This window comes from Candidatus Corynebacterium faecigallinarum (assembly GCF_052264515.1).
GTDB lineage: Bacteria > Actinomycetota > Actinomycetes > Mycobacteriales > Mycobacteriaceae > Corynebacterium > Corynebacterium faecigallinarum.
Map to the genome: position 1 here is coordinate 1 of NZ_JBQQOC010000016.1, position 18,844 is coordinate 18,844.

An 18,844-nucleotide genomic window follows, 5' to 3' on the forward strand; every position below is an offset into this window, starting at 1 on the left:
CGCACCACGACGATTCATCCCACCCTTCTGACATGGCGGAAATGAGTCGGCGAGGAACAGAGGGCCGCTGGCGTGTGCCAGGGCAAGACCAGGGCGAGGCAGGAGAACCGCACCGCGGTCAGGCGGTGCCGGGCCTGGATGAGGGCCGGGCTGGCCCCACCTCAGCGTCGGGAGGAGAGCAGCCCGGTCAGGCCGTGGTTCTTCAGGGTGAACCACAGGGTGGCCAGGCCGTCGCCGCCGATGGCACGGCCGTCGGTGATCCGGTCCATCTGCATCTCGTACCAGTTGGTGCCCAGCAGGTGCTCCAGCGGCTCATCGAGTTTCTTGGAACCGGTGCTCAGCCGCGGCAGGCGCACCAGCTTGCGGCTGCCCTGCTTGATCAGCTCATTGGGGTACTCCGGGACCATCACCAGCGGGCGTGCCATACCGATCAGGTCCGCCAGACCGTCCAGCCCCCTCTCGATGTCGGCGGCACACCGAAAACCACCGGTGAGCAGCACCGGGGTGGAGACCTTGTCACGCAGCTGCTTGGCGTAGTCACCGAAGTAGATCTCACCGGTGTCACCCGAGGCATCCACCTTCTCACCCTGCATCAGGGGCGCGGTGTAGGTGCCACCGGAGACCTCGATGACGTCCACTCCCAGCTCTGAGAGTTTCTCAGCGACGACCAACGACTCATCCTCGTCAAAACCGCCGGACACGCCGTCGGAGGAGTTCAGCTTCACGGAGATCGGGAACTCGGCGCCGACCTCGTCTCGGATCGCCTCGTAGATCTCCACCAGCAGACGCATCCGCGACTCCAGGTCACCGCCGTACTCATCGGTGCGCTTGTTGTCGTTCGGGGACAGGAACTGGTTGATCAGGTACCCGTGGGCGGCGTGGATCTGCACACCGGTGAAGCCGGTCGACTGGGCGATCCGGGCGGCGTAACCGAAACGCCACACGATCAACTTGATGTCGTCGACGGTGAGTTCACGGGGGGTGGCGAAGAACCGTTCCGCAGGTCCTTCCATCGGCACCACACTGGGTGCGACGGGATACTTGTTCACGCTGCGGGGCGACTGCTTGCCCGGGTGGTTGAGCTGCATCCACAGCTGGGTGTCGTTGGCGGTGCCCGCCTCAGCCCATTCGCGCAGCGCATCGAGGTGCCGGTCATCGGCGACGACAACGGTGTTCGGCTCCCCGAGGTGCTCGGGGTCGACCATGACTGCTCCGGTGACCAGCACCCCGGCGCCACCTTCCGCCCACCGGCGGTAGAGGTCGATGTGCTGGTCGGATGGTCCGCCCGACGGGGTGGCCAGGCCTTCGCTCATCGCGGCTTTCACGAGGCGGTTTTTCACAGTGGTGCCGCACGGAAGTTCCAGTGGCGCGGCGACCGTTACAGGGGTCACGGTGACTCTCCAGATCAGTTCATGGTTGATGTTCTCGTCGTCAGGGACTTAGGTCCAAGACCGGTCCCACCCGACTGCCCCATAGTGTACCCGCTGTAAGGACGGCATAACTAGCGCTGGTAGAGGCGATAGAAATCCCCAGCGCACAGGCCTACCAGCCCTACCGTCGGACGCGACGTTGTGCGCGGACCCTCCGCAAACGTGCCGCAGCCAGCGGCCAGATGAGCTTCTCGATCTCCACGATCACCAGCACCGTCACACCGATACCGGTACACATCAGCCACTGATCCCAGCTCAACGCGGTCAGGCCCAGCAGGTCCGCCGCCGCCGGCCAAGCGGTAACACCCCACTGCAGGAATATCGCGATCAGTGCGGAGATCGCCAGCAGTTTATTGCCCAACGGATTCATGGTGAGGATGGAGCGTCGCAGGGCGCGGGCGCTGAACACCTGGAAGAAGTTGAACATCACCATGGTGATCAGGGCCAGGGTGCGGGCCTCCTCCAACGGAAGGCCCGACTCGTGTGCCCACCGGTAGACCAGCAGCGTGCCGATGCCCATCCAGGCTCCGGTGACGACCGTTCGGATCCACATCCGGGTGTCCAGCACACCTTCGCTGGACGGTCGGGGTTTCTGCTCGAGTTCATCACCCTCGCCCTTCTCGAAGGACAGGGCGATGTCCTGGATGCCGTTGGTGATCACGTTCATGAACAGCAGGACGACCGGCATGAAGATCAACGGGAGGTCGGTGAAGGTGTTCACGATGACCGCGATCATCAACGCCAGACCGTTGGTCAGCAGGAAGAATGTGGCCTTACGGATCGAGGAGAACGTCACCCGGCCGAGGCGGACGGCCTCGACGACGGTGACGAAGTTGTCGTCGGTGAGCACCACGTCGGCGGAGTCGCGGGCGACATCGGTTCCGGAGGCGCCCATGGCCACACCGATCGAGGCGGACTTCAGGGCGGGGGCGTCGTTGACACCGTCACCGGTCACCGCGACGGTCTCGCCGTCGGCCTTGAGCAGCTTGACGATCCGCAGTTTGTCCTGCGGGCTCATCCGGGCACACACGGTGGTGGTCTTCAGCCGGTCGCGCAGCTGGGCATCGTCCAACGACCCCATGTCGCGCCCGGTGAGAGCTTCATCGCCACCACGCAGGCCCAGTCGGGCGGCAATGGCGGCGGCGGTGACCGGGTGGTCACCGGTGATCATCATGACATGGATCCCGGCATGACGACACTGGACGATCGCGTCCCGCACGCCCTCGCGCGGGGGATCCATCATGCCCTGCAGTCCGGTGAACTCGAGGTGCTCCGGGGTGGGCAGCGTGTCGGCAGCGGCCAACTGGTCGACCTCCGCCCTGCCGACCACCCGTGAGGCGGTGGCGATGACGCGCAGGCCGTCGCGTCCCATGTCCTCGTTGGCGGCCTCCATCTCGGCGATGGTCCCGGGGCTCATGTCGCAGAACGAGGCGATGGTCTCCGGGGCACCCTTGGCGTGCAGGACGAACCGCTCGCCCCCGCCACTGTCGATCTCACGTACCAGCGTCTGCGAGTACGCCAGCTCAGGCTCATAGGGCATCCCCGCGACCGGGCCCCGGTCCCGTTCATCGGAGGTGACCATCCCGGCGTTCAGCGCGACCTCGGCCATCGCCACGTCAACGGCATCGCCGATGAGCGGGGCGGTCGGGTCGCCACCAGTATGGGTGGCATCGTTGGTCAGCGCACCGGAGCGAAGGGACTTCCCCACCGCCGCGTCAGTGGCACCGGCAGCAGCCAGCTTCTCGGTGAGGTAGGTGCCGCCCGGGGTCCACACCTTCTCCACGGTCATCTTGTTGATGGTCAGGGTTCCGGTCTTGTCCGAACCGATCACCGTGGTCGACCCCAGGGTCTCCACGCTGGGCAGCTGTCGCACCACGGCATGGTTGGCGGCCATCCGGGACACGCCGACCCCCATCGCCACCGACAGCACCACCGGGAGCGCCTCCGGCATCGCCGAGACGATCAGGGCGACAGTGGTGCGGAAGGCCTCGCCGAGGTCATTGCCGACGATGATGTTCACCCCGAACACGGTCAGACCGGCGACGATGAGGACAACGCCGATGAAGCGTTCCAGCCGGTCGGTGAGGACCTGAAGCGGGGTCTTCTCCGGGGCCTCCTGGACCAGTGAGGCAATCGAACCAAGCTCGGTGTCGTACCCGGTCGCCACGACGATGCCGGTCGCCCGTCCGGACACCACCAGCGCCCCGGAGTACGCCATGGTCACCCTGTCGCCGACCGGGGAATCAGCCTCCAGGTCATCGGCTTCGGTGTACTTGGTGACTGGCAGCACCTCACCGGTCAGCATGGATTCATCGCTGCGCAGTCCATTGCACTCCACGATGCGCAGGTCAGCAGGTACCTTGTCGCCGGATTCCAGGCGCACCAGATCACCGGGGACGAGCTCGGCAGCGTCAATGGTGGTGACATGTCCGTCCCGGATGACGGTCGCCTCCGGTGAGGACAGCTGCGCCAGGGCAGCGACGTCCTTCTCAGCCTTCCGTGCCTGCCAGTAGCCGATCGACGAGTTCAGCACCACGACAATGAAGATCGCGATCGAGTCGAACCATTCCTGCTGCAGCAGCGTCACCACACCGGCGATCAACAGGAAGATGACCATCGGTGAGGTCAGCTGCTTGCCCAGGACCACGTACCACGGGTCGGCGACGATCTCGTCGAGTTCGTTCCTGCCGTAGATCTCGGCCCGCTCCGCTGCTTCGGCGCTGGTCAGGCTGGCGTCCTGCCCCTCAGCGGCGACCGGGAGGTCGAGCGTCCCGCGGGTCTCGTCGACGGTGAGCGTATGCCAATGTGTCCCTGCTCCGGTCACGGAAGCCTCCCTGGTCGTGGATATCCTCCCCAATCGTAACCGGCCCTCCGGACACGAAGTTGCCGTCACACCGGCAGGCACACCCGCTGGTCTTCCCCCGTCCGCGACCCGGACGGACATCGCTAAACTCGATGTCATGAGTATCCCAGGTCTCCCCCGCGTCATCGATGCTGCGACAGTGCGGTCAGTGTTGTCCCCCACCGCGGCGGCGGACGCGATCAGCACCCCGATCATCGACCCGACGATCAGCTTCGACCCGTCCACCGACCTGCCGCGCCGTACCGCGCACACCAGTCACGGCCACTTCCTGCTCATGCCCTCGGAGGTCGGGACATATGCCGGGGTGAAGGTCGCCACCGTCGCCCCCAGTAACCCCGCGCTGGGCCGCCCCCGGATCAACGCCACCTACCTGTTCTACGATGCCGAGTCCCTGCAGTTGGAGAGCATCATCGACGGGGTGGCGCTGACCACCCGACGCACTCCTGCGGTGTCGATCGCCGCCCTGCGTCCGACTCTTGCCCTGGTGGACACCCCGGTAAACCTGGTGGTCTTCGGGGGTGGGCCCCAGGGGCTCGCCCACATCGAGGCACTCGCCGCGGAACTGGGACCGCGTGCCGGCGGTTCCCCGTTCAACTCGGTGAATATCGTGGTGCGTAACCCGGACCGTGCCAGCGATCATGCCCACGCGGCCGTCGAGGGACTCGGCCGGGTCCTGCCCACCGACTCCCAGGACACCCTCGATGCACTCGCCGCGGCCGATGTCATCGTCACCGCGACCAGTGCGGACACTCCCCTGTTCCAGGACCATCACGTCCGCGACGATGTCGTCGTCATCGCCGTGGGCTCCCACGAACCCAACACCCGCGAATTGGACGCCGACTTCATCGCCGGGGCGAAGGTGATCGTCGAGGACATCGACACCGCCCTGGAAACCGCCGGGGATATCGTGCTCGCCCACTTCGAAGGGGCGATCAACCCCGGCGATCTGGTGTCGATGCGTACGGCACTGACCGAGAAGACCGTGACCCCGGGGCGGCGTCCGGTGGTGTTCAAGAGCGTGGGCATGTCCTGGCAGGACCTGCTCATCGCCGAGGCGGTGGACCGCCTCAGTCGGTGACCCAGTCGGCGGTTCAGCCGGTGGCTCAGTCCGTGGGCCCCTGCCCCCCTGGGGTATACTTTCCCCATGACAACCATCGATCCGGCTGAAGAACAGCGACGGAGGAAAGCGTCCTACCGGGGGTCAGGGAAAGCACTGACCTGGACAGTACTGGCCGGACTGCTGATCGCCGCCGCCGGCGCGCTCGCGGGCCTGGGCATTGCGGGGTTCATGGAGCAGTTCCGCATCATGGCCTTCCAGTCGATCGGCGAGACCAACGCGTGGTTTCCGGAGTCGATCCCGCCGTGGTTGCCCACCGTCGGCGACTTCGGCAGTATCTTCCTGTCGATCGCCGCAGTAGCCCTGTACCTGCAGTGGAATCGCCGCTACACCGGTCGCACCGAAGGTGTCGGTGGGGCGGGCCCGACGCTCCTCTGGCTGGTCGGTTGCGCAGTGTCACTGTGGTTCGCCTGCCTGCTGCTGTGGGGGGGGGAGCCGGACACCGTCGGCTACTACGAAGGCCCCTTCCGTGCCGGGGAAGAGTGGGGTGCCGATGCCTCGATCATGTACTGGGCGAAGATCTGGTTGCCGCTCGCCGCGACACTGATCGCCCTACTGGTGTTCCTCATCCGCAATCTGGGCAGCCTGGGACGGCAGTCGAAGAACCGTCGGATCGACCAGATGCTGTCCACCCAGACCCGGGTGAAGGGCACCGTCACCGAGGGCGGGGTGCCCAACCTGGAGGCCTCGAAGACCTTCATGAAATGGACGTTCACCTTCTGCGACCACCAAGGTCAGCAGCGGTGGGCGAGGCCTTCGGTGGCTACGGCAGTTCGAGCTACCCGGGGCAGGGCAACACCGTGTGGGTGATCTTCCCCGCCACGGAGCCGGACAACACCCGCAGGATGTACGTGTCCATGAAGGACTCCCGGAACCCGGCCGACTACCAGTCGGTGTCCCACGCGTAGTTCTCTCGGCCCTCTCGGCCCTCTCGGCCCTCTCGGCCCTCTCGGCCCTCGCGCGCATTTCGTGTCCGGGCCGTGTCCTATGGTGGGCACCATGACCAACGAGCTGCACGACCACGCCACCTCAATCCTGCGTGACCTCACCGGCAGGCCGGACGCCGCCTTCCGCGACGGCCAGTTCGAGGCGGTCTCCGCGCTGGTCGCCGACCGTAGGCGCGTGCTGGTGGTCCAGCGCACCGGTTGGGGAAAGTCGGCGGTGTACTTCGTGGCGGCACGACTGCTACGGGAACAGGGTGCCGGGCCCACACTGATCATCTCCCCGCTGCTGGCGTTGATGCGCGACCAGGTCGCCGCCGCCGAACGCGCCGGGGTGCGCGCGGCGACGGTGAACTCCTCGAACGTCACCGAGTGGGATGACATCCTCGCCGCGCTGAACGCCGGGCAGTTGGACGTTCTGCTGATCTCCCCGGAGCGGCTGACCAACCCGCGGTTCCGGGAGCGGGTGTTGCAACCGTTGCTGAACGGCGCTGGTGCCGACCCTGGCGCAGGTACTGGTGCAGGCGTTGGCATGATCGTGGTGGACGAGGCCCACTGCATCTCGGACTGGGGCCACGACTTCCGCCCGGACTACCGTCGGATCGGCGCGCTGCTGGAGTCGCTTCCGGACGACCTCCCCGTGCTGGCCACCACCGCGACAGCGAATACCCGCGTGGTCGAGGACGTCGCCGAGCAGCTCGGCCACGACACCATGGTGGTCCGCGGGGCACTGTCACGGGACTCGCTGCGCCTTGGTGTCGCCCCCACGTCCTCGGCTGAACACCGGATCGGCTGGTTGGCGCAGCACCTCGGCGACTTCACCGGTTCCGGCATCATCTACTGCCTCACCGTCTCCGCCGCCGAGGACACCACCCGGGTGCTCCGCGAAGCCGGGTGGAATGTCGCCACGTACACCGGACGTACCGATGCCGAGGACCGCGCTCGTCTGGAACAGCAGCTCAAGGACAACGAGCTCACCGCCCTGGTGGCCACCAGTGCCCTGGGCATGGGCTTCGACAAGCCGGACCTGGGGTTCGTGGTGCACCTGGGTGCCCCGTCCTCCGCCGTGGCCTACTACCAGCAGGTAGGACGCGCCGGCCGCGCCACCGATTCCGCCGACGTCCTGTTACTGCCCGGCCCGGAGGACCCGGACATCTGGGAGTACTTCGCCACCGCCTCCATGCCGGACCAGGACGAGGCCGCCGCAGTGCTCGCCGCCCTGGGAGAGGCCACCGCACCGATGTCGGTCCCTGCCCTGGAACCACTGGTCGGGGTCCGCCGAACCCGCCTGGACCTGCTGCTCAAGACCCTCCAGGTCGAGGGGGCGGTGGACCGGGCATCCGGTGGATTCGTCGCCACCGGTGAACCCTGGCACTACGACACGGAGCGCTATGCCGCGGTCGCTGCCGCCCGGAAGCGGGAAGCCCAGGCGATGCTGGACTACGAGTCCGGCCAGATGTGCCGCATGCGGTTCCTCGCCGAGTCACTGGACGACCCCACCGCCCACGACTGTGGACGCTGCGACGTCTGCGCCGGGGTGTGGTGGGATACCTCGGTGGACCAGACGAACACTACCGATGCCCGCCAGGTGCTCTCCGGGATCGGGGTGCCAGTGGATCCGCGGGGTCAGTGGCCCTCCGGGATGGACAAGGTCGGTGTTCCGCTGAAAGGGAAGATCCCGGCAGAGGAGAAGGTCGCCGAAGGACGGGTCATCGCCCGCTACACCGACCTGGGCCCGGGCCAGGTGCTGCGGAAGTTCCTGGAGACAGGCGCCGAGGATACCCCGGTTCCGAAGAACATCGCCGACTGGTGCATCCGGGTACTCAAGGGATGGGGATGGGACCAGCGCCCCACCGTGGTGGTGGCCATGCCGTCGGCGACCCGGCCGGTGACGACCTCCGCCCTGGCCTCCGGCCTGGCACAGATCGGGCAGATGGTCGATGCCGGTTCACTGGAGCACACCGCAGACCCGGGCGACCCGGATGTCAACAGTGCCTTCCGGGTGCGCAACCTCCACGGGGCGATCCAGGTGCCGGCGGAGACCGCTGCCGCAGTGAACGGGCAGGTCGTCCTGCTGGTGGACACCGAAATCGGGTCACGGTGGGCGATGACCGTGGCGGGCCGGGAGCTACGCCGTGCCGGGGCAGCGGAAGTGCTGCCCTTCGCTCTGGCACTGCGCGCGTAAACTCGCCGGGGTAAGGGTGGCCACACAAAACCTGGACACCCGCGATCCCACCCCACACTCAGGAGGCTCACGACAGTGCACGGAGAATACAAGGTCACCGGCGGCAAGCTCATCGTCGTCGACCTGGAGGTGACCGGCGCGTCCGACGGTTCCGACGGCACCCCGCAGAATGCCGGCGTGCTCACCGGCGTCCGCATCGCCGGCGACTTCTTCCTCGAGCCGGACGAAGCACTGATCCGCATGACCTCCGCCCTCCAAGGCGCACCGGCGGACCTCTCCGCCGAGGGCTACGCCGAGCGGGTCAGCGACTCCCTGCTGCGCAGTGACGTCCTCTTCGGCATCACCGCCGAGGGCGTCGGCATCGCCGTGCGTCGTGCACTCGGCCACGCCATCGGCTGGGAGGACATCGACTTCGACGTCATCTACGGCCCCTCCGTCGACCCGATGGTCAACGTCGCCCTCGACGAGACCCTGGTCGCCGACGTCGCCGCCGGACGCCGCAAGCCCTTTATGCGCCTCTGGGAGTGGAATGCCCCACAGGTCGTCATCGGGTCGTTCCAGTCGTACTCCAACGAGATCAACCAGGAGGGTGTCGACAAGTACGGCATCACCGTCTCCCGACGCGTCACCGGTGGCGGGGCGATGTTCATGGAACCCGGCAACTGCGTGACCTACTCCCTGGTCGTCCCCCAGTCCCTGGTGGACGGACTGAGTTTCGCCCAGTCCTACCCCTTCCTCGACGAATGGACTATGGAGGCGTTGAAGAAGGTCGGCATCAACGCCCACTACATCCCGCTCAACGACATCGCCTCCGAGGAGGGAAAGATCGGTGGTGCGGCACAGAAGCGTTTCTCCAACGGGTGGATGGTCCACCACGTGACCATGTCCTACGACATCGACGCGGAGAAGATGCTCGAGGTGCTCCGGATCGGCAAGGAGAAGATGAAGGACAAGGGCCACCGCTCTGCGGGCAAGCGCGTCGACCCGATGCGTTCGCAGACCCAGCTGCCGCGCGAGGAGATCCTCACGGTCTTCCATGACACCTTCAAGGCGAAGTACGGCGCCACCGAGGGCGAGATCACCGAGCAGGACGTGGCTGCGGCCCTGCAGCTCTGTGAGGAGAAGTTCGACACCGAGGAGTGGACGCACCGGCTGCCGTGAGGTGACTGCTGTTTCACCCGTCACGCACCGCCCGACCGGTGGATCCCCACTGACACCGCAGAGACACCCCAGTCCCCTGCCATGGCATTCCAAGGAACGGTTCGTAGATTGAATGTCAGCGCCTTCGGAGGCCACTAGGACACCACGATCGTGGTGGTCACCGGAGTCAACGCAACGATCATGAGTGACCCGATCCGCACGATGGAAGGACCGTATACGGCAGCTGAGCATTCTCCTCTTGAAACGTCAGCAGTGAGCCCCCGGCCCGCGTCTTCACCGACGCGACCGGGGGCGAACTGTGTGCGGAGGTGCTCACGCGACTCACACCCGCGACAGCCGGACCAGCGTCTCCTTCTGTGTGGTCAGGCAGCGCAGCGTCCCGACCCCGGTGACGACGGCGGCGATGACCACCCCGGCGAGGATCACGTACATCAGCGCCAACTGGGTACGCACCGCCTCCATCGGATCCACCCCGGCCAAAATCAGGCCGGTCATCGCCCCGGGCAGGAAGACGATACCCAACGCCGCAGTCTGCTCGACCTGCGAGGAGATCGCCGTCCGCAGCGACGACCGCATCAACCGTCGCGACGCCGTCCGCGTTGTCATACCCAACGCCAGGCCCGCCTCGACTTCGGCCCGCTGGTCGGAGGCGAACTCCGCCACCCGGGAGGCAGCCACCACCCCGGCTTTCATCGAGTTGCCGATGACCATGCCGGCGACCGGGACGATGGTGCGTCCCTCGATGTCGAAGATGGTGAAGCCGAAGATGATCGCCAGGCTCGACACCGCGATGACCACATGCGCCAGCAGTGACACCCACAGCAACCCCGGCACCTGCGGGGCACGGCGGGTGACCGTCCAGGAGGCGAAGACCACGATGCCGACCACCCACAACCACGACCAGAACAACGGGGTTTCCGGACGCACCAACGGCACCAGGGCAGCGCCGACGATGATCATCTGCACCAGTGACCGCCCCACCGCCACCACGATCGGCTTGTTCAGCTGCAGTTTCAGCGGGGTGGTCACCGCCAACGCGATGGCCACGAAGATCAGGGACGCCGCCAGTCCCAACCAGCCCACGTTGGCACCAACGTCACTTCCCACGTCGCCGCCCATCACGCCACCACCTTCCCGGCGTCGAGCCGGACCACCCGGTCGGCGATGCGGTCGACCTGCTCGGCGCTGTGGGACACCCAGAGCACCGAGATACCGCGCTGCCTGGTCAGCACGGTGCTCACCAGGTTCTCCAGCACCGCGCTGGCCTCGTCGTCGAGGGCGGAGGTGACCTCGTCGGCGAGGATGACCCGTGGTTCGGTGGTCAGGGCCCGCACCAGGCAGAGACGCTGGGCCTCGCCGCCGGAGAAGTGGTCGGCCTCGCGGTGCAGCATCCCGGCGTCCAGCCCGACCTCGGCGAGTAGTGCGGCGGCCTCGTCCTCCGTCAGCTCCGGGGCACCGGCGCGCAGGTTGTCCAGTGCGGTGCCGGGGAAGACCGTGGGCCGTTGGAAGACCATGGCGACGTCGCGGCGCAACGCGAGTGGGTCGGCGTCGACGAGATCGTCGCCGCGGTAGGTGATGCGTCCTGACGTCGGGGATTCCAGCAGGTTGCAGCAGCGCAGCACGGTCGATTTCCCGGACCCGGAGGGCCCGGTGAGCGCAGTGATGCCACCGGCGGGGATGTCCATGGTCACTCCGTCGAGGATGCGGTGGCCGCCGCTGTCGAGGGTGACGTCCCGGAAGCTGAAAAGTGTCTCGGCACCGCTCACGACAGCTGCTCCCGCAGGTCGTCGAGGATCTGCCCGGCGTTCGCGCTGCGTTCCGGGTTGGACGCGACGACGGCGAGTACCAGTGCTTCGAGTACGGCGACGGTCGGGGCGTAGCCCGGAATGAACGTCGGGTTGCCGCGTCCCACACCGAGTACCGCGGCACATCGGGGGTCAACGGTGTGACTGTCCTCGCTGAGCTGGATAATCGGGACGTCCAGTTCCTCGGCCCGGTCGTACAGGACGCACACCTCACGGGTGGGCCGGTCGTAGGACATGAGCACGACCACGTCCCCCCGGGTCAACCAGGAGAGTTCATCGGCGAAGGAGCGTCCGGCGCTACCGGCGGCGATGGTGGACACCCCTGAGCGACGGAATCGGTGGGATGCGTAGTCCGCGAGGAAGCGGGACGGGCCGAACCCGATGAGAACAATCCGTCCGGCCCGGTTGAGGGTCTCCACCGCGGTCGACAGGGCGCGCTCCCCCACCCGTTCCGGCAGGGAGTCGAGTGCGGCGGCGGAATCCCTGATGTGCAGGCTGATCGGGCCGTCGGCCTGGGCGGTGTTGTCGGATTGCGCTGACTGGCCTGATAGGCCCGACTCCCCGGTCTGGCCTGCGTGATCGGCGAGAGCCTGGATCGACGAGCTCAGCCAACCGGCCCGGGAAAGCTCGGTGGCGAGGTTCTCGCGCAGCTCGTCGAGTCCCTCGAAGCCGAGCTTGCGCACGGTGCGCACCACGGTGGCGTCGCTGGTACGGGACGCTTCGGCGAGCTTGAGTGCGGAGAGGTGTCCGACGCTGTGCGGGTTGCCCGCCATGAACTCGGCGACGCGGACCTCGGCGGGGGTCAGGGCACTGCGGTGGGTGGCGATACGGTCATCCAGTTCCATGTCGTGGATACTACCACATCTACCGCAGAACGTAATGTTCGCTACATCACGCTCTCGTTCGTCAACGAGCGGCCCAACAGGCGGCCCAGCGAGTGGCCCGGCCGGAACATAGACGGAGAGGTCACTTCTGGACCAAAAAAGTGACCTCTCCGTCTATGTCATCGTCTATGTCGCCGTCTGTGTACGCGTCGATACCACCGTCCGTGCCGCCAGCCGAGCCTCCTCCCACGCACGTGCCCCCCGCGCATGCAGCTCCGGCCCACGTGCCTCCCACGCTAACAGCCTGTCACATCAAGACAACTGCGGGCTGCCTACATTACGTAGAGTATGCAGAAAGCCCACCTCTCCTCCTGCCTCCGCGCCGGCTCAGAAACCGGCCCCCGCAGCCGACGGCGAAGCTCTCCGCAGCCGCTTCCTCGGCATCCGCTGGCCCCTGCTGCTCCAGGCCCCCGAGCGTCCCCGCGTCGCCGCCCCGATCGACTACGACGACGAGACGTCCCCGGCCCGCTTCACCGGTCGCGTCATCTTCGGCGCAAAGAAGTTCACCCTCCCCGGCGGCCTGTTGCTGATCCTGTCGAACATCGCCGGGGCCGGGCTACCCGTCGTCGCCGGCCTGGCGGTCGACAGGGGCATCGCCACCGGCGACCTCACCCAGCTGGCCCTGTGGACTGCCCTGCTGGTCGCCGACATCATGGTGATGTCGCTGTGCTTCCGACTCGGCTCACGCATGGGCTTCTTCGGTATGCAGACCGTGCAGCACCGGCTGCGCATGCAGGTCACCGAACGTCTGCTGCACCCGGCGGGGATGCAGGGACGCCAGCTCCGCGGCTCCATGCTCTCCGTCGCCACCGGTGACGTCTTCCGCCTTGCTGCGACGATGCAGTTGGGCATCTACCCGGTCGGTGAGGTCGCCGCCGTCCTCGCCGCCGCGGTGATGCTGCTGGTCATCTCCTGGCCACTGGGCCTGGCGGTGCTCATCGGCGGTCCGCTGATGCTGTGGGCGATGACGGTCGGTGGTCGTCCGCTGCAGCGTCGCAGCCGCGAACAGCAGGCGCTGGTTGCCGGGGCGACCGGCAAGGCGTCCGACCTGATCACCGGATACCGGGTGGTCAAGGGCCTGCGCGCCGACGACGAGGCCTCCCTGCGCTACCACGAGGTCAGCCAGGTCGCGCTGGGCGGAGCCTTGCGTGCCCGCACCGCGCGGGCGACGTTCAACGCCTCGATGAACACCATGACCGGTGTGTTCATCGCCGCGCTCACCACCTTCGCCGCATGGTTGGCGTTGAACGGACACCTCACCGTCGGCGAGCTGATCGCGGTCGTCGGCGTGACCCAGTTCCTGGTCGGCCCGCTGACCATGCTCCCGGCGAACGCCGGCGCGGTGTGGGCCACCGGTGTCGCCTCGGGCGAGCAGGTGCTCGGGCTGCTGCGCACCCCGTTCGCCCACGCAGGCATTGCTGAACGAGCCGGTACTGCAAGCATTCAGGACGCTCCGGTCACCGCCCCCGCAGTGGACGTCACCGTCGGTGGCCACCACCTTGCGGTGCAGGACGCCGAGTTCGTCGGCGTGCGTGCCGCCGGCTCCACCGGCCGGGCATTGGTGAACCTGCTGGCCTCCGGCCGGGATGCTGGTCGACACAGCGGCCAGCCCAGCGTCCTGATCAACGGCACCGACGCCGCCGAGATGGACATCGACACCTACCGCGCGACCGTACTGACGGCCCCGCATGCCGCGGACCTCTTCGACGACACCATCGGCGACAACGTGGCAGGCGGCGAGGCCGACGCCATGACCGGAGGGGAGTCCCATGTCCCCGGCGCGCTACACGCCGCCGCCTGTGACGACATCCTGGACTCCCTGCCCGACGGCGTCGACAGCCTCGTCGGTGATGCCGGCACCCGACTGTCCGGTGGGCAACGCCAGCGCATCGCCCTGGCCCGGGCATTGGCGGCCAACCCGCCGGTGCTGGTGCTGCATGACCCGACGACCGCGGTGGATGCGGTCACCGAGAACACCATCGCCGAGCGGATCGTCCCACAGCGGAATGGACGCACGACCATCGTCGTCACCGCCTCACCGACCCTGCTCTCCCGCTGCGACCGGGTCATCGAACTCGCCGACAGCACCACTACCGACAGGGCCACCACGACCACCACGATCACCGCGACCACCACTGGGGAGGCCCGATGAGCGCCACCGCGACCGACACCTCAAACAGACTTCCCGTCGCGACCGGACGCCGCGCCGCCGCCGCCGTCTGGGACGCCCTCGGCGAGCGCCGCTGGCTGCTGATCTCCGCCGGGGCCGCCGCCCTGGAGCTGGTCACCCCGGTCCTGCTCGGCGACATCGTCGACGTGGTGGATTCGGGCAGTGCAGACTCCGGCTCCGCCACCTCCATCTGGCTCTACGGGCCCGGCATCGCCGTGGCGGTGATCGCCGCGGCCGTGCTCGGTGTACTCGGTGTGCTGCTGGCGGCCCGGGTGCTGGAACGACTGCTGGCCACCCTGCGCGAACAGTTGGTGTCCACCGCCCTGGCCCTGCCGCAGGAGCGGGTGGAACGCTCCGGCACCGGCGACCTGATCTCGCGGGCCAGCGACGACGTCGCCCAGGTCTCCGAGGCCCTGTCGCAGGTGCTGCCGACCCTGTCGCGCACCGTGTTCACCATCCTGCTGACCCTGATCGGCCTGTTCGCCCTGGACTGGCGGTTCGGGCTGGCATTCCTGGTGGGAGTGCCGCTGTACTGGCTGGCTCTGCGCTCGTACATCCGCCTGGCCCCCGCCCTGTACGCCGCGGAACGCGCCGCCTTCGGCAGCCACGCCCACCACCTGCTCTCGGCACTGAAGGGTCTGGAGACCGTGCTGGCGTTCCGGCAGTCCGGCTGGCACAACACCCGGATCGCCATGTCGTCCTGGGCGGTTGCCACCTGGGCGCTGCGTGCCCGCACCGTGCAGACCATGTTCAGCTGGCGCATCGACCTGTCCTTCGCCGCGGTGATCTCTGTGGTGCTGGCCACCGGTTTCCTCCTGGTGGACGCCGACCTGGTCACCCTCGGCGCGGCAACCACCGCCGTCCTGTTCTTCCTGAGGCTGCAGGGGCCGCTGCGGGGGCTGATGATCGAGATCGACACGCTACAAGCCGCCGCCGCCTCACTGACCCGCATCATCGGGGTCACCGACATGGCCACCGGCAGGCAGAACGCTGCATCCGATGCAGCGTCCGACACTGCGTCCGACACGGCCACCGCGCCGGATGGCACCGCCGTCACCGTCGAGAACGTCCGCTTCGCCTACCAGGACGGCGGGGACGTCCTACGGGACGTCACCCTGCACATCGACACCGGCGAACGCATCGCCGTCGTCGGCACCTCAGGTGCAGGCAGGACCACCTTGGCCGCGCTCGTTGCCGGGATCCTCACGCCATCGGCAGGGCATGTGCAGGCACCGGAGTCCACCATGCTCGTCAGCCAAGAGACCCACATCTTCGCCGGCACCCTGCGGGAGAACCTCACCCTCGGCGCACCGGGCGCCACCGACGACGATCTGGTGGCCGCCATGACCAGGATCGGCGCGGCAGACCTGCTCGACGAACTCGGTACGGACACCGCCAGCGGCCTCGACACCGTCCTGGGACCGCAGGGCCGTCCACTGACCGCGGCACAGGAACAACACCTCGCACTGACCCGCCTGCTCATCGCCGACCCCGCTCTCGCCATCCTCGACGAGGCCACGGCGGAGGCGGGCTCGTCCCACGCCGCGACCCTGGACCATGCCGCCGATGTCGCACTTCAGCACCGCACCGGCATCGTGATCGCCCACCGGCTGTCGCAGGCGGTGATCTGTGACCGGATCGTCCTGATGGAACATGGACGAATCGTGGAGTCCGGCAGCCACGACCAGCTTGTCGCCGCCGGGGGACGCTATGCGGTGTTGTGGCAGGCATGGTCGGAGAACCAGTCGGCGCACCGGTCCTGATATCGGGCCCTGACATCGTGTCCTGACATCCGGGGGGTACCTGCCGACCACGGGCATACACTCGGAACTAACGATAAACACGCAGTAGGAAAGGCATTTTCCCGTGACTACCCCATCCGCGACACCGTCCGCGACACCGTCCACTTAGGAGGCAATGATGAATCGGATCCGCCAGCACGGCTTCCAGTTCCTGCTGTAGCGTGGCATCCTCGGCGTCCTCGCCGGCATCGCCATCATCCTGATACCCGGAGTTTTCGCGGTGGTCAGTGCCTTCTTCATCCTCGGGTTCATGGCGATCGGCCTGGTGCTCACCGGAGTGACGCAGCTCAGCCTCCCGAAGGACATCCGGTCCGGCTGGTCCATCGCCGTCGGCATCATCAACGTTCTCTTCGGTGTTCTCCTGGGATTCCTGGCCATCTTCAACCCGGTCCAGAACGTCTGGACCCTGGCATGGGTCGCCGGGATCTACATGATCATCCTCGGCACCTACGCCCTCGTCCTCGCCTTCCAGGTCCGCAAGTCGACGAAGGACTGACTGACAGCTGACTGTAAGTTGTGTCTGCTATGGAACAGGCCTACGATCATCCGTCATGATCTCCCGCCCTGGGGACGTGTCTGACGCGTCCTACTTCGTTCCCGGCCCGCACCTCGGCCGGCATCTTCGCGACTCCTTGGGGAAGATGCTGCTGTTGCGCGGCACCCTCGGCATCATCGCAGGTCTCCTGCTGCTGTTCTTCCCGGTCGACACTGCCGTCGTCATCGGCATCATGGTCGGTGTCTGGCTGCTCGTCGACGGGCTGGCCATGTGCGGACTGGGGTTCAACCAGCGCTCCCACGGCGCACCGTGCGGCTGGACCGTGTTCGGCGGTCTCGTCACCGCCCTCACCGGCGTGGCGGTCCTGATCTTCCCGGTGAGCTTCGCCGTCGTCGGTGGCATGGCCGTGCTGTGGATCACCGCCATCGGCCTGATCGTCACCGGAGTGGCCCGACTACTCTCCCGGGCCAATGGCTGGGCGCTGTCGACCGGTGTCCTCAACCTGATCTTCGGCATCATCATCGCCGTGATGTGCCTGACCGACCCCTCGGGCAGCCTGGTCGCCCTGGCCTGGGTCATCGGCCTGTACGCCGTACTGTTCGGGGCGCTGGCGATCGTGTCCGGCATCCGGATGCGACGCAACAGCTAGCACCTCACGTCACCCACCCCCGACGGTGCTGTCCCACCGTTGATGCAAAGTAGCGTAGGGGGTATGAGTACCGCTTTTCCTGATTCTTCCGCTTCCCCTCGCGTCCCCCTCTCCCTCATCGACTTCGCCACCGTCCACGAGGGCGAGACCTCCCGCGACGCCTTCCTCCGGTCGGTGGAGATGGCACAGCTCGCCGAGACCCTGGGATACTCCCGGATCTGGTACTCCGAGCACCACAACATGAAGTCGATCGCCTCCAGCGCCCCGGCGGTACTGATCTCCCACATCGCCGCGAAGACCGACACGATCCGGCTTGGAGCCGGCGGAGTGATGCTGCCCAACCACGCCCCGCTGGTCATCGCCGAGCAGTACGGCACGCTCGCCGAACTCTACCCGGACCGGATCGACCTGGGCCTGGGACGCGCCCCCGGCACCGACCAACGGACCGTGCTCGCACTGCGCCGTGATCCACGGTCGGCGGAGTCCTTCCCGGACGATGTCAGGGAACTCCGGGGGTTCCTGTCCGGGCGCTCCCGCGTCGCCGGCGTGACCACCGTGCCCGGCACCGGCACCAATGTGCCGCTGTACATCCTGGGATCCTCCCTCTTCGGCGCGCAGCTCGCCGCCACGCTGGGGGTGCCGTACTCCTTCGCCTCGCACTTCGCACCGGACGCTCTGACCCAGGCGGTCACCGCCTACCGGGAGAACTACCAGCCCTCCCCGGAGCACCCGGAACCGTACGTCATCGCCGCGGTGAACGTCACCGCCGCCGACTCCGAGGCGGAAGCAACCGCCCAGCACGAGCAGAACCTGCGGCAGCGGGTGAAGACCATGGCCCTGCGCGGGCGCAGCGTGACCGAGGAGGAGCTGGATATGGTCATGTCCTCGCCGGCGGCCGAGCAGATCCTGTCGATGATGCGCTACACCGCCGTCGGCACCGGCTCTCAGGTCAGCGACTACCTGTCCCGGTTCGCCGAGCATGCCCAGGCCGACGAACTGATGGTTGCCATCCAGTCCCCGAGCACCGCTGGTGCATTGCGCGCCATGGAGATCACCGCGGAGTCGTGGGGGCTGTAGCGGCTGCAGCGGGCTGGATTTCTTGTAGCGAAACGGCGTTACCGCACTACAAAGCCCCTGAATCACCCCCAAAAATACCCCCGTATGACCTTTGGGTGAGCGTTCCCGCAGGCACCCCCCCCCGGGGCACATTTCCTCGCATTACCCAGCAGTTAAGGTAGGTCCCCCTACCCTCATCTTCACCTCACCTGCAGCTCATCAACCTGACCTGTTCTTAGGCTGCGCTTTACTGCCTCGACCATCTTCGATAGGCTGCACCGAGAT

At 67.1% G+C, this 18,844-nt stretch carries 14 protein-coding genes; 9 read left to right on the forward strand and 5 right to left on the reverse strand.

Going from position 1 to position 18,844, the window contains the following annotated elements:
- Nucleotides 1-161: 161 nt before the first annotated feature.
- The gene (locus ACTXPP_RS09350) at nt 162-1,391 is read right to left on the reverse strand and encodes an NADH:flavin oxidoreductase/NADH oxidase family protein (protein WP_301496183.1); all 1,230 of its coding nucleotides are present in this window, start codon (nt 1,389-1,391) and stop codon (nt 162-164) included.
- Nucleotides 1,392-1,551: 160 nt separating this feature from the next.
- Nucleotides 1,552-4,254, reverse strand: a complete 2,703-nt coding sequence (locus ACTXPP_RS09355; protein ID WP_301496182.1) for a cation-translocating P-type ATPase — start codon at nt 4,252-4,254, stop codon at nt 1,552-1,554.
- Between the two features lie 136 nt (nt 4,255-4,390).
- Between ACTXPP_RS09355 and ACTXPP_RS09360 the strand changes: the two genes are divergently transcribed.
- From ACTXPP_RS09360 to ACTXPP_RS09375, 4 genes are all read left to right on the forward strand, one after another.
- Complete coding sequence (locus ACTXPP_RS09360; RefSeq protein ID WP_301524660.1) at nt 4,391-5,371, forward strand: ornithine cyclodeaminase family protein; 981 nt, start codon at nt 4,391-4,393, stop codon at nt 5,369-5,371.
- A gap of 66 nt (nt 5,372-5,437) precedes the next feature.
- On the forward strand, nt 5,438-6,220 hold the full coding sequence (locus ACTXPP_RS09365) for a hypothetical protein (protein WP_443341907.1): 783 nt from the start codon (nt 5,438-5,440) through the stop codon (nt 6,218-6,220).
- 189 nt (nt 6,221-6,409) lie between these two features.
- Nucleotides 6,410-8,536 carry a RecQ family ATP-dependent DNA helicase gene (locus ACTXPP_RS09370; RefSeq protein ID WP_301496179.1) on the forward strand — a complete coding sequence of 709 codons (2,127 nt, stop codon included), beginning with the start codon at nt 6,410-6,412 and terminating at the stop codon, nt 8,534-8,536.
- Nucleotides 8,537-8,611: 75 nt separating this feature from the next.
- Nucleotides 8,612-9,697, forward strand: a complete 1,086-nt coding sequence (locus ACTXPP_RS09375) for a lipoate--protein ligase family protein (protein ID WP_301496178.1) — start codon at nt 8,612-8,614, stop codon at nt 9,695-9,697.
- Nucleotides 9,698-10,018: 321 nt separating this feature from the next.
- Here the strand turns inward: ACTXPP_RS09375 and ACTXPP_RS09380 are convergent, their stop codons facing one another.
- The 3 genes from ACTXPP_RS09380 to ACTXPP_RS09390 are packed head-to-tail and all read right to left on the reverse strand — an operon-like array spanning nt 10,019 to nt 12,347.
- Complete coding sequence (locus tag ACTXPP_RS09380) at nt 10,019-10,804, reverse strand: ABC transporter permease (protein WP_443341909.1); 786 nt, start codon at nt 10,802-10,804, stop codon at nt 10,019-10,021.
- 11 nt (nt 10,805-10,815) lie between these two features.
- A complete protein-coding gene (locus tag ACTXPP_RS09385) occupies nt 10,816-11,463 on the reverse strand; it encodes an ABC transporter ATP-binding protein (protein ID WP_301496174.1) in 648 nt (215 codons plus the stop codon).
- Nucleotides 11,460-12,347 carry a MurR/RpiR family transcriptional regulator gene (locus tag ACTXPP_RS09390; RefSeq protein WP_443341911.1) on the reverse strand — a complete coding sequence of 296 codons (888 nt, stop codon included), beginning with the start codon at nt 12,345-12,347 and terminating at the stop codon, nt 11,460-11,462. The genes ACTXPP_RS09385 and ACTXPP_RS09390 overlap by 4 nt, the downstream gene beginning before the upstream one ends.
- Before the next feature lie 562 nt (nt 12,348-12,909).
- On the opposite strand from ACTXPP_RS09390, the gene ACTXPP_RS09395 reads away from it, so the two are divergent.
- From ACTXPP_RS09395 to ACTXPP_RS09415, 5 genes are all read left to right on the forward strand, one after another.
- The gene (locus tag ACTXPP_RS09395; RefSeq protein WP_301524659.1) at nt 12,910-14,538 is read left to right on the forward strand and encodes an ABC transporter transmembrane domain-containing protein; all 1,629 of its coding nucleotides are present in this window, start codon (nt 12,910-12,912) and stop codon (nt 14,536-14,538) included.
- Nucleotides 14,535-16,319 carry an ABC transporter ATP-binding protein gene (locus tag ACTXPP_RS09400; protein WP_301520642.1) on the forward strand — a complete coding sequence of 595 codons (1,785 nt, stop codon included), beginning with the start codon at nt 14,535-14,537 and terminating at the stop codon, nt 16,317-16,319. The genes ACTXPP_RS09395 and ACTXPP_RS09400 overlap by 4 nt, the downstream gene beginning before the upstream one ends.
- Before the next feature lie 205 nt (nt 16,320-16,524).
- Nucleotides 16,525-16,854 (forward strand): DUF308 domain-containing protein, encoded by a 330-nt coding sequence (locus tag ACTXPP_RS09405; protein ID WP_301496238.1) that lies wholly within the window; start codon nt 16,525-16,527, stop codon nt 16,852-16,854.
- Between the two features lie 55 nt (nt 16,855-16,909).
- A complete protein-coding gene (locus tag ACTXPP_RS09410) occupies nt 16,910-17,503 on the forward strand; it encodes an HdeD family acid-resistance protein (RefSeq protein ID WP_301520641.1) in 594 nt (197 codons plus the stop codon).
- Between the two features lie 63 nt (nt 17,504-17,566).
- The gene (locus ACTXPP_RS09415; RefSeq protein ID WP_301520640.1) at nt 17,567-18,580 is read left to right on the forward strand and encodes an LLM class flavin-dependent oxidoreductase; all 1,014 of its coding nucleotides are present in this window, start codon (nt 17,567-17,569) and stop codon (nt 18,578-18,580) included.
- Nucleotides 18,581-18,844 lie beyond the last annotated feature (264 nt).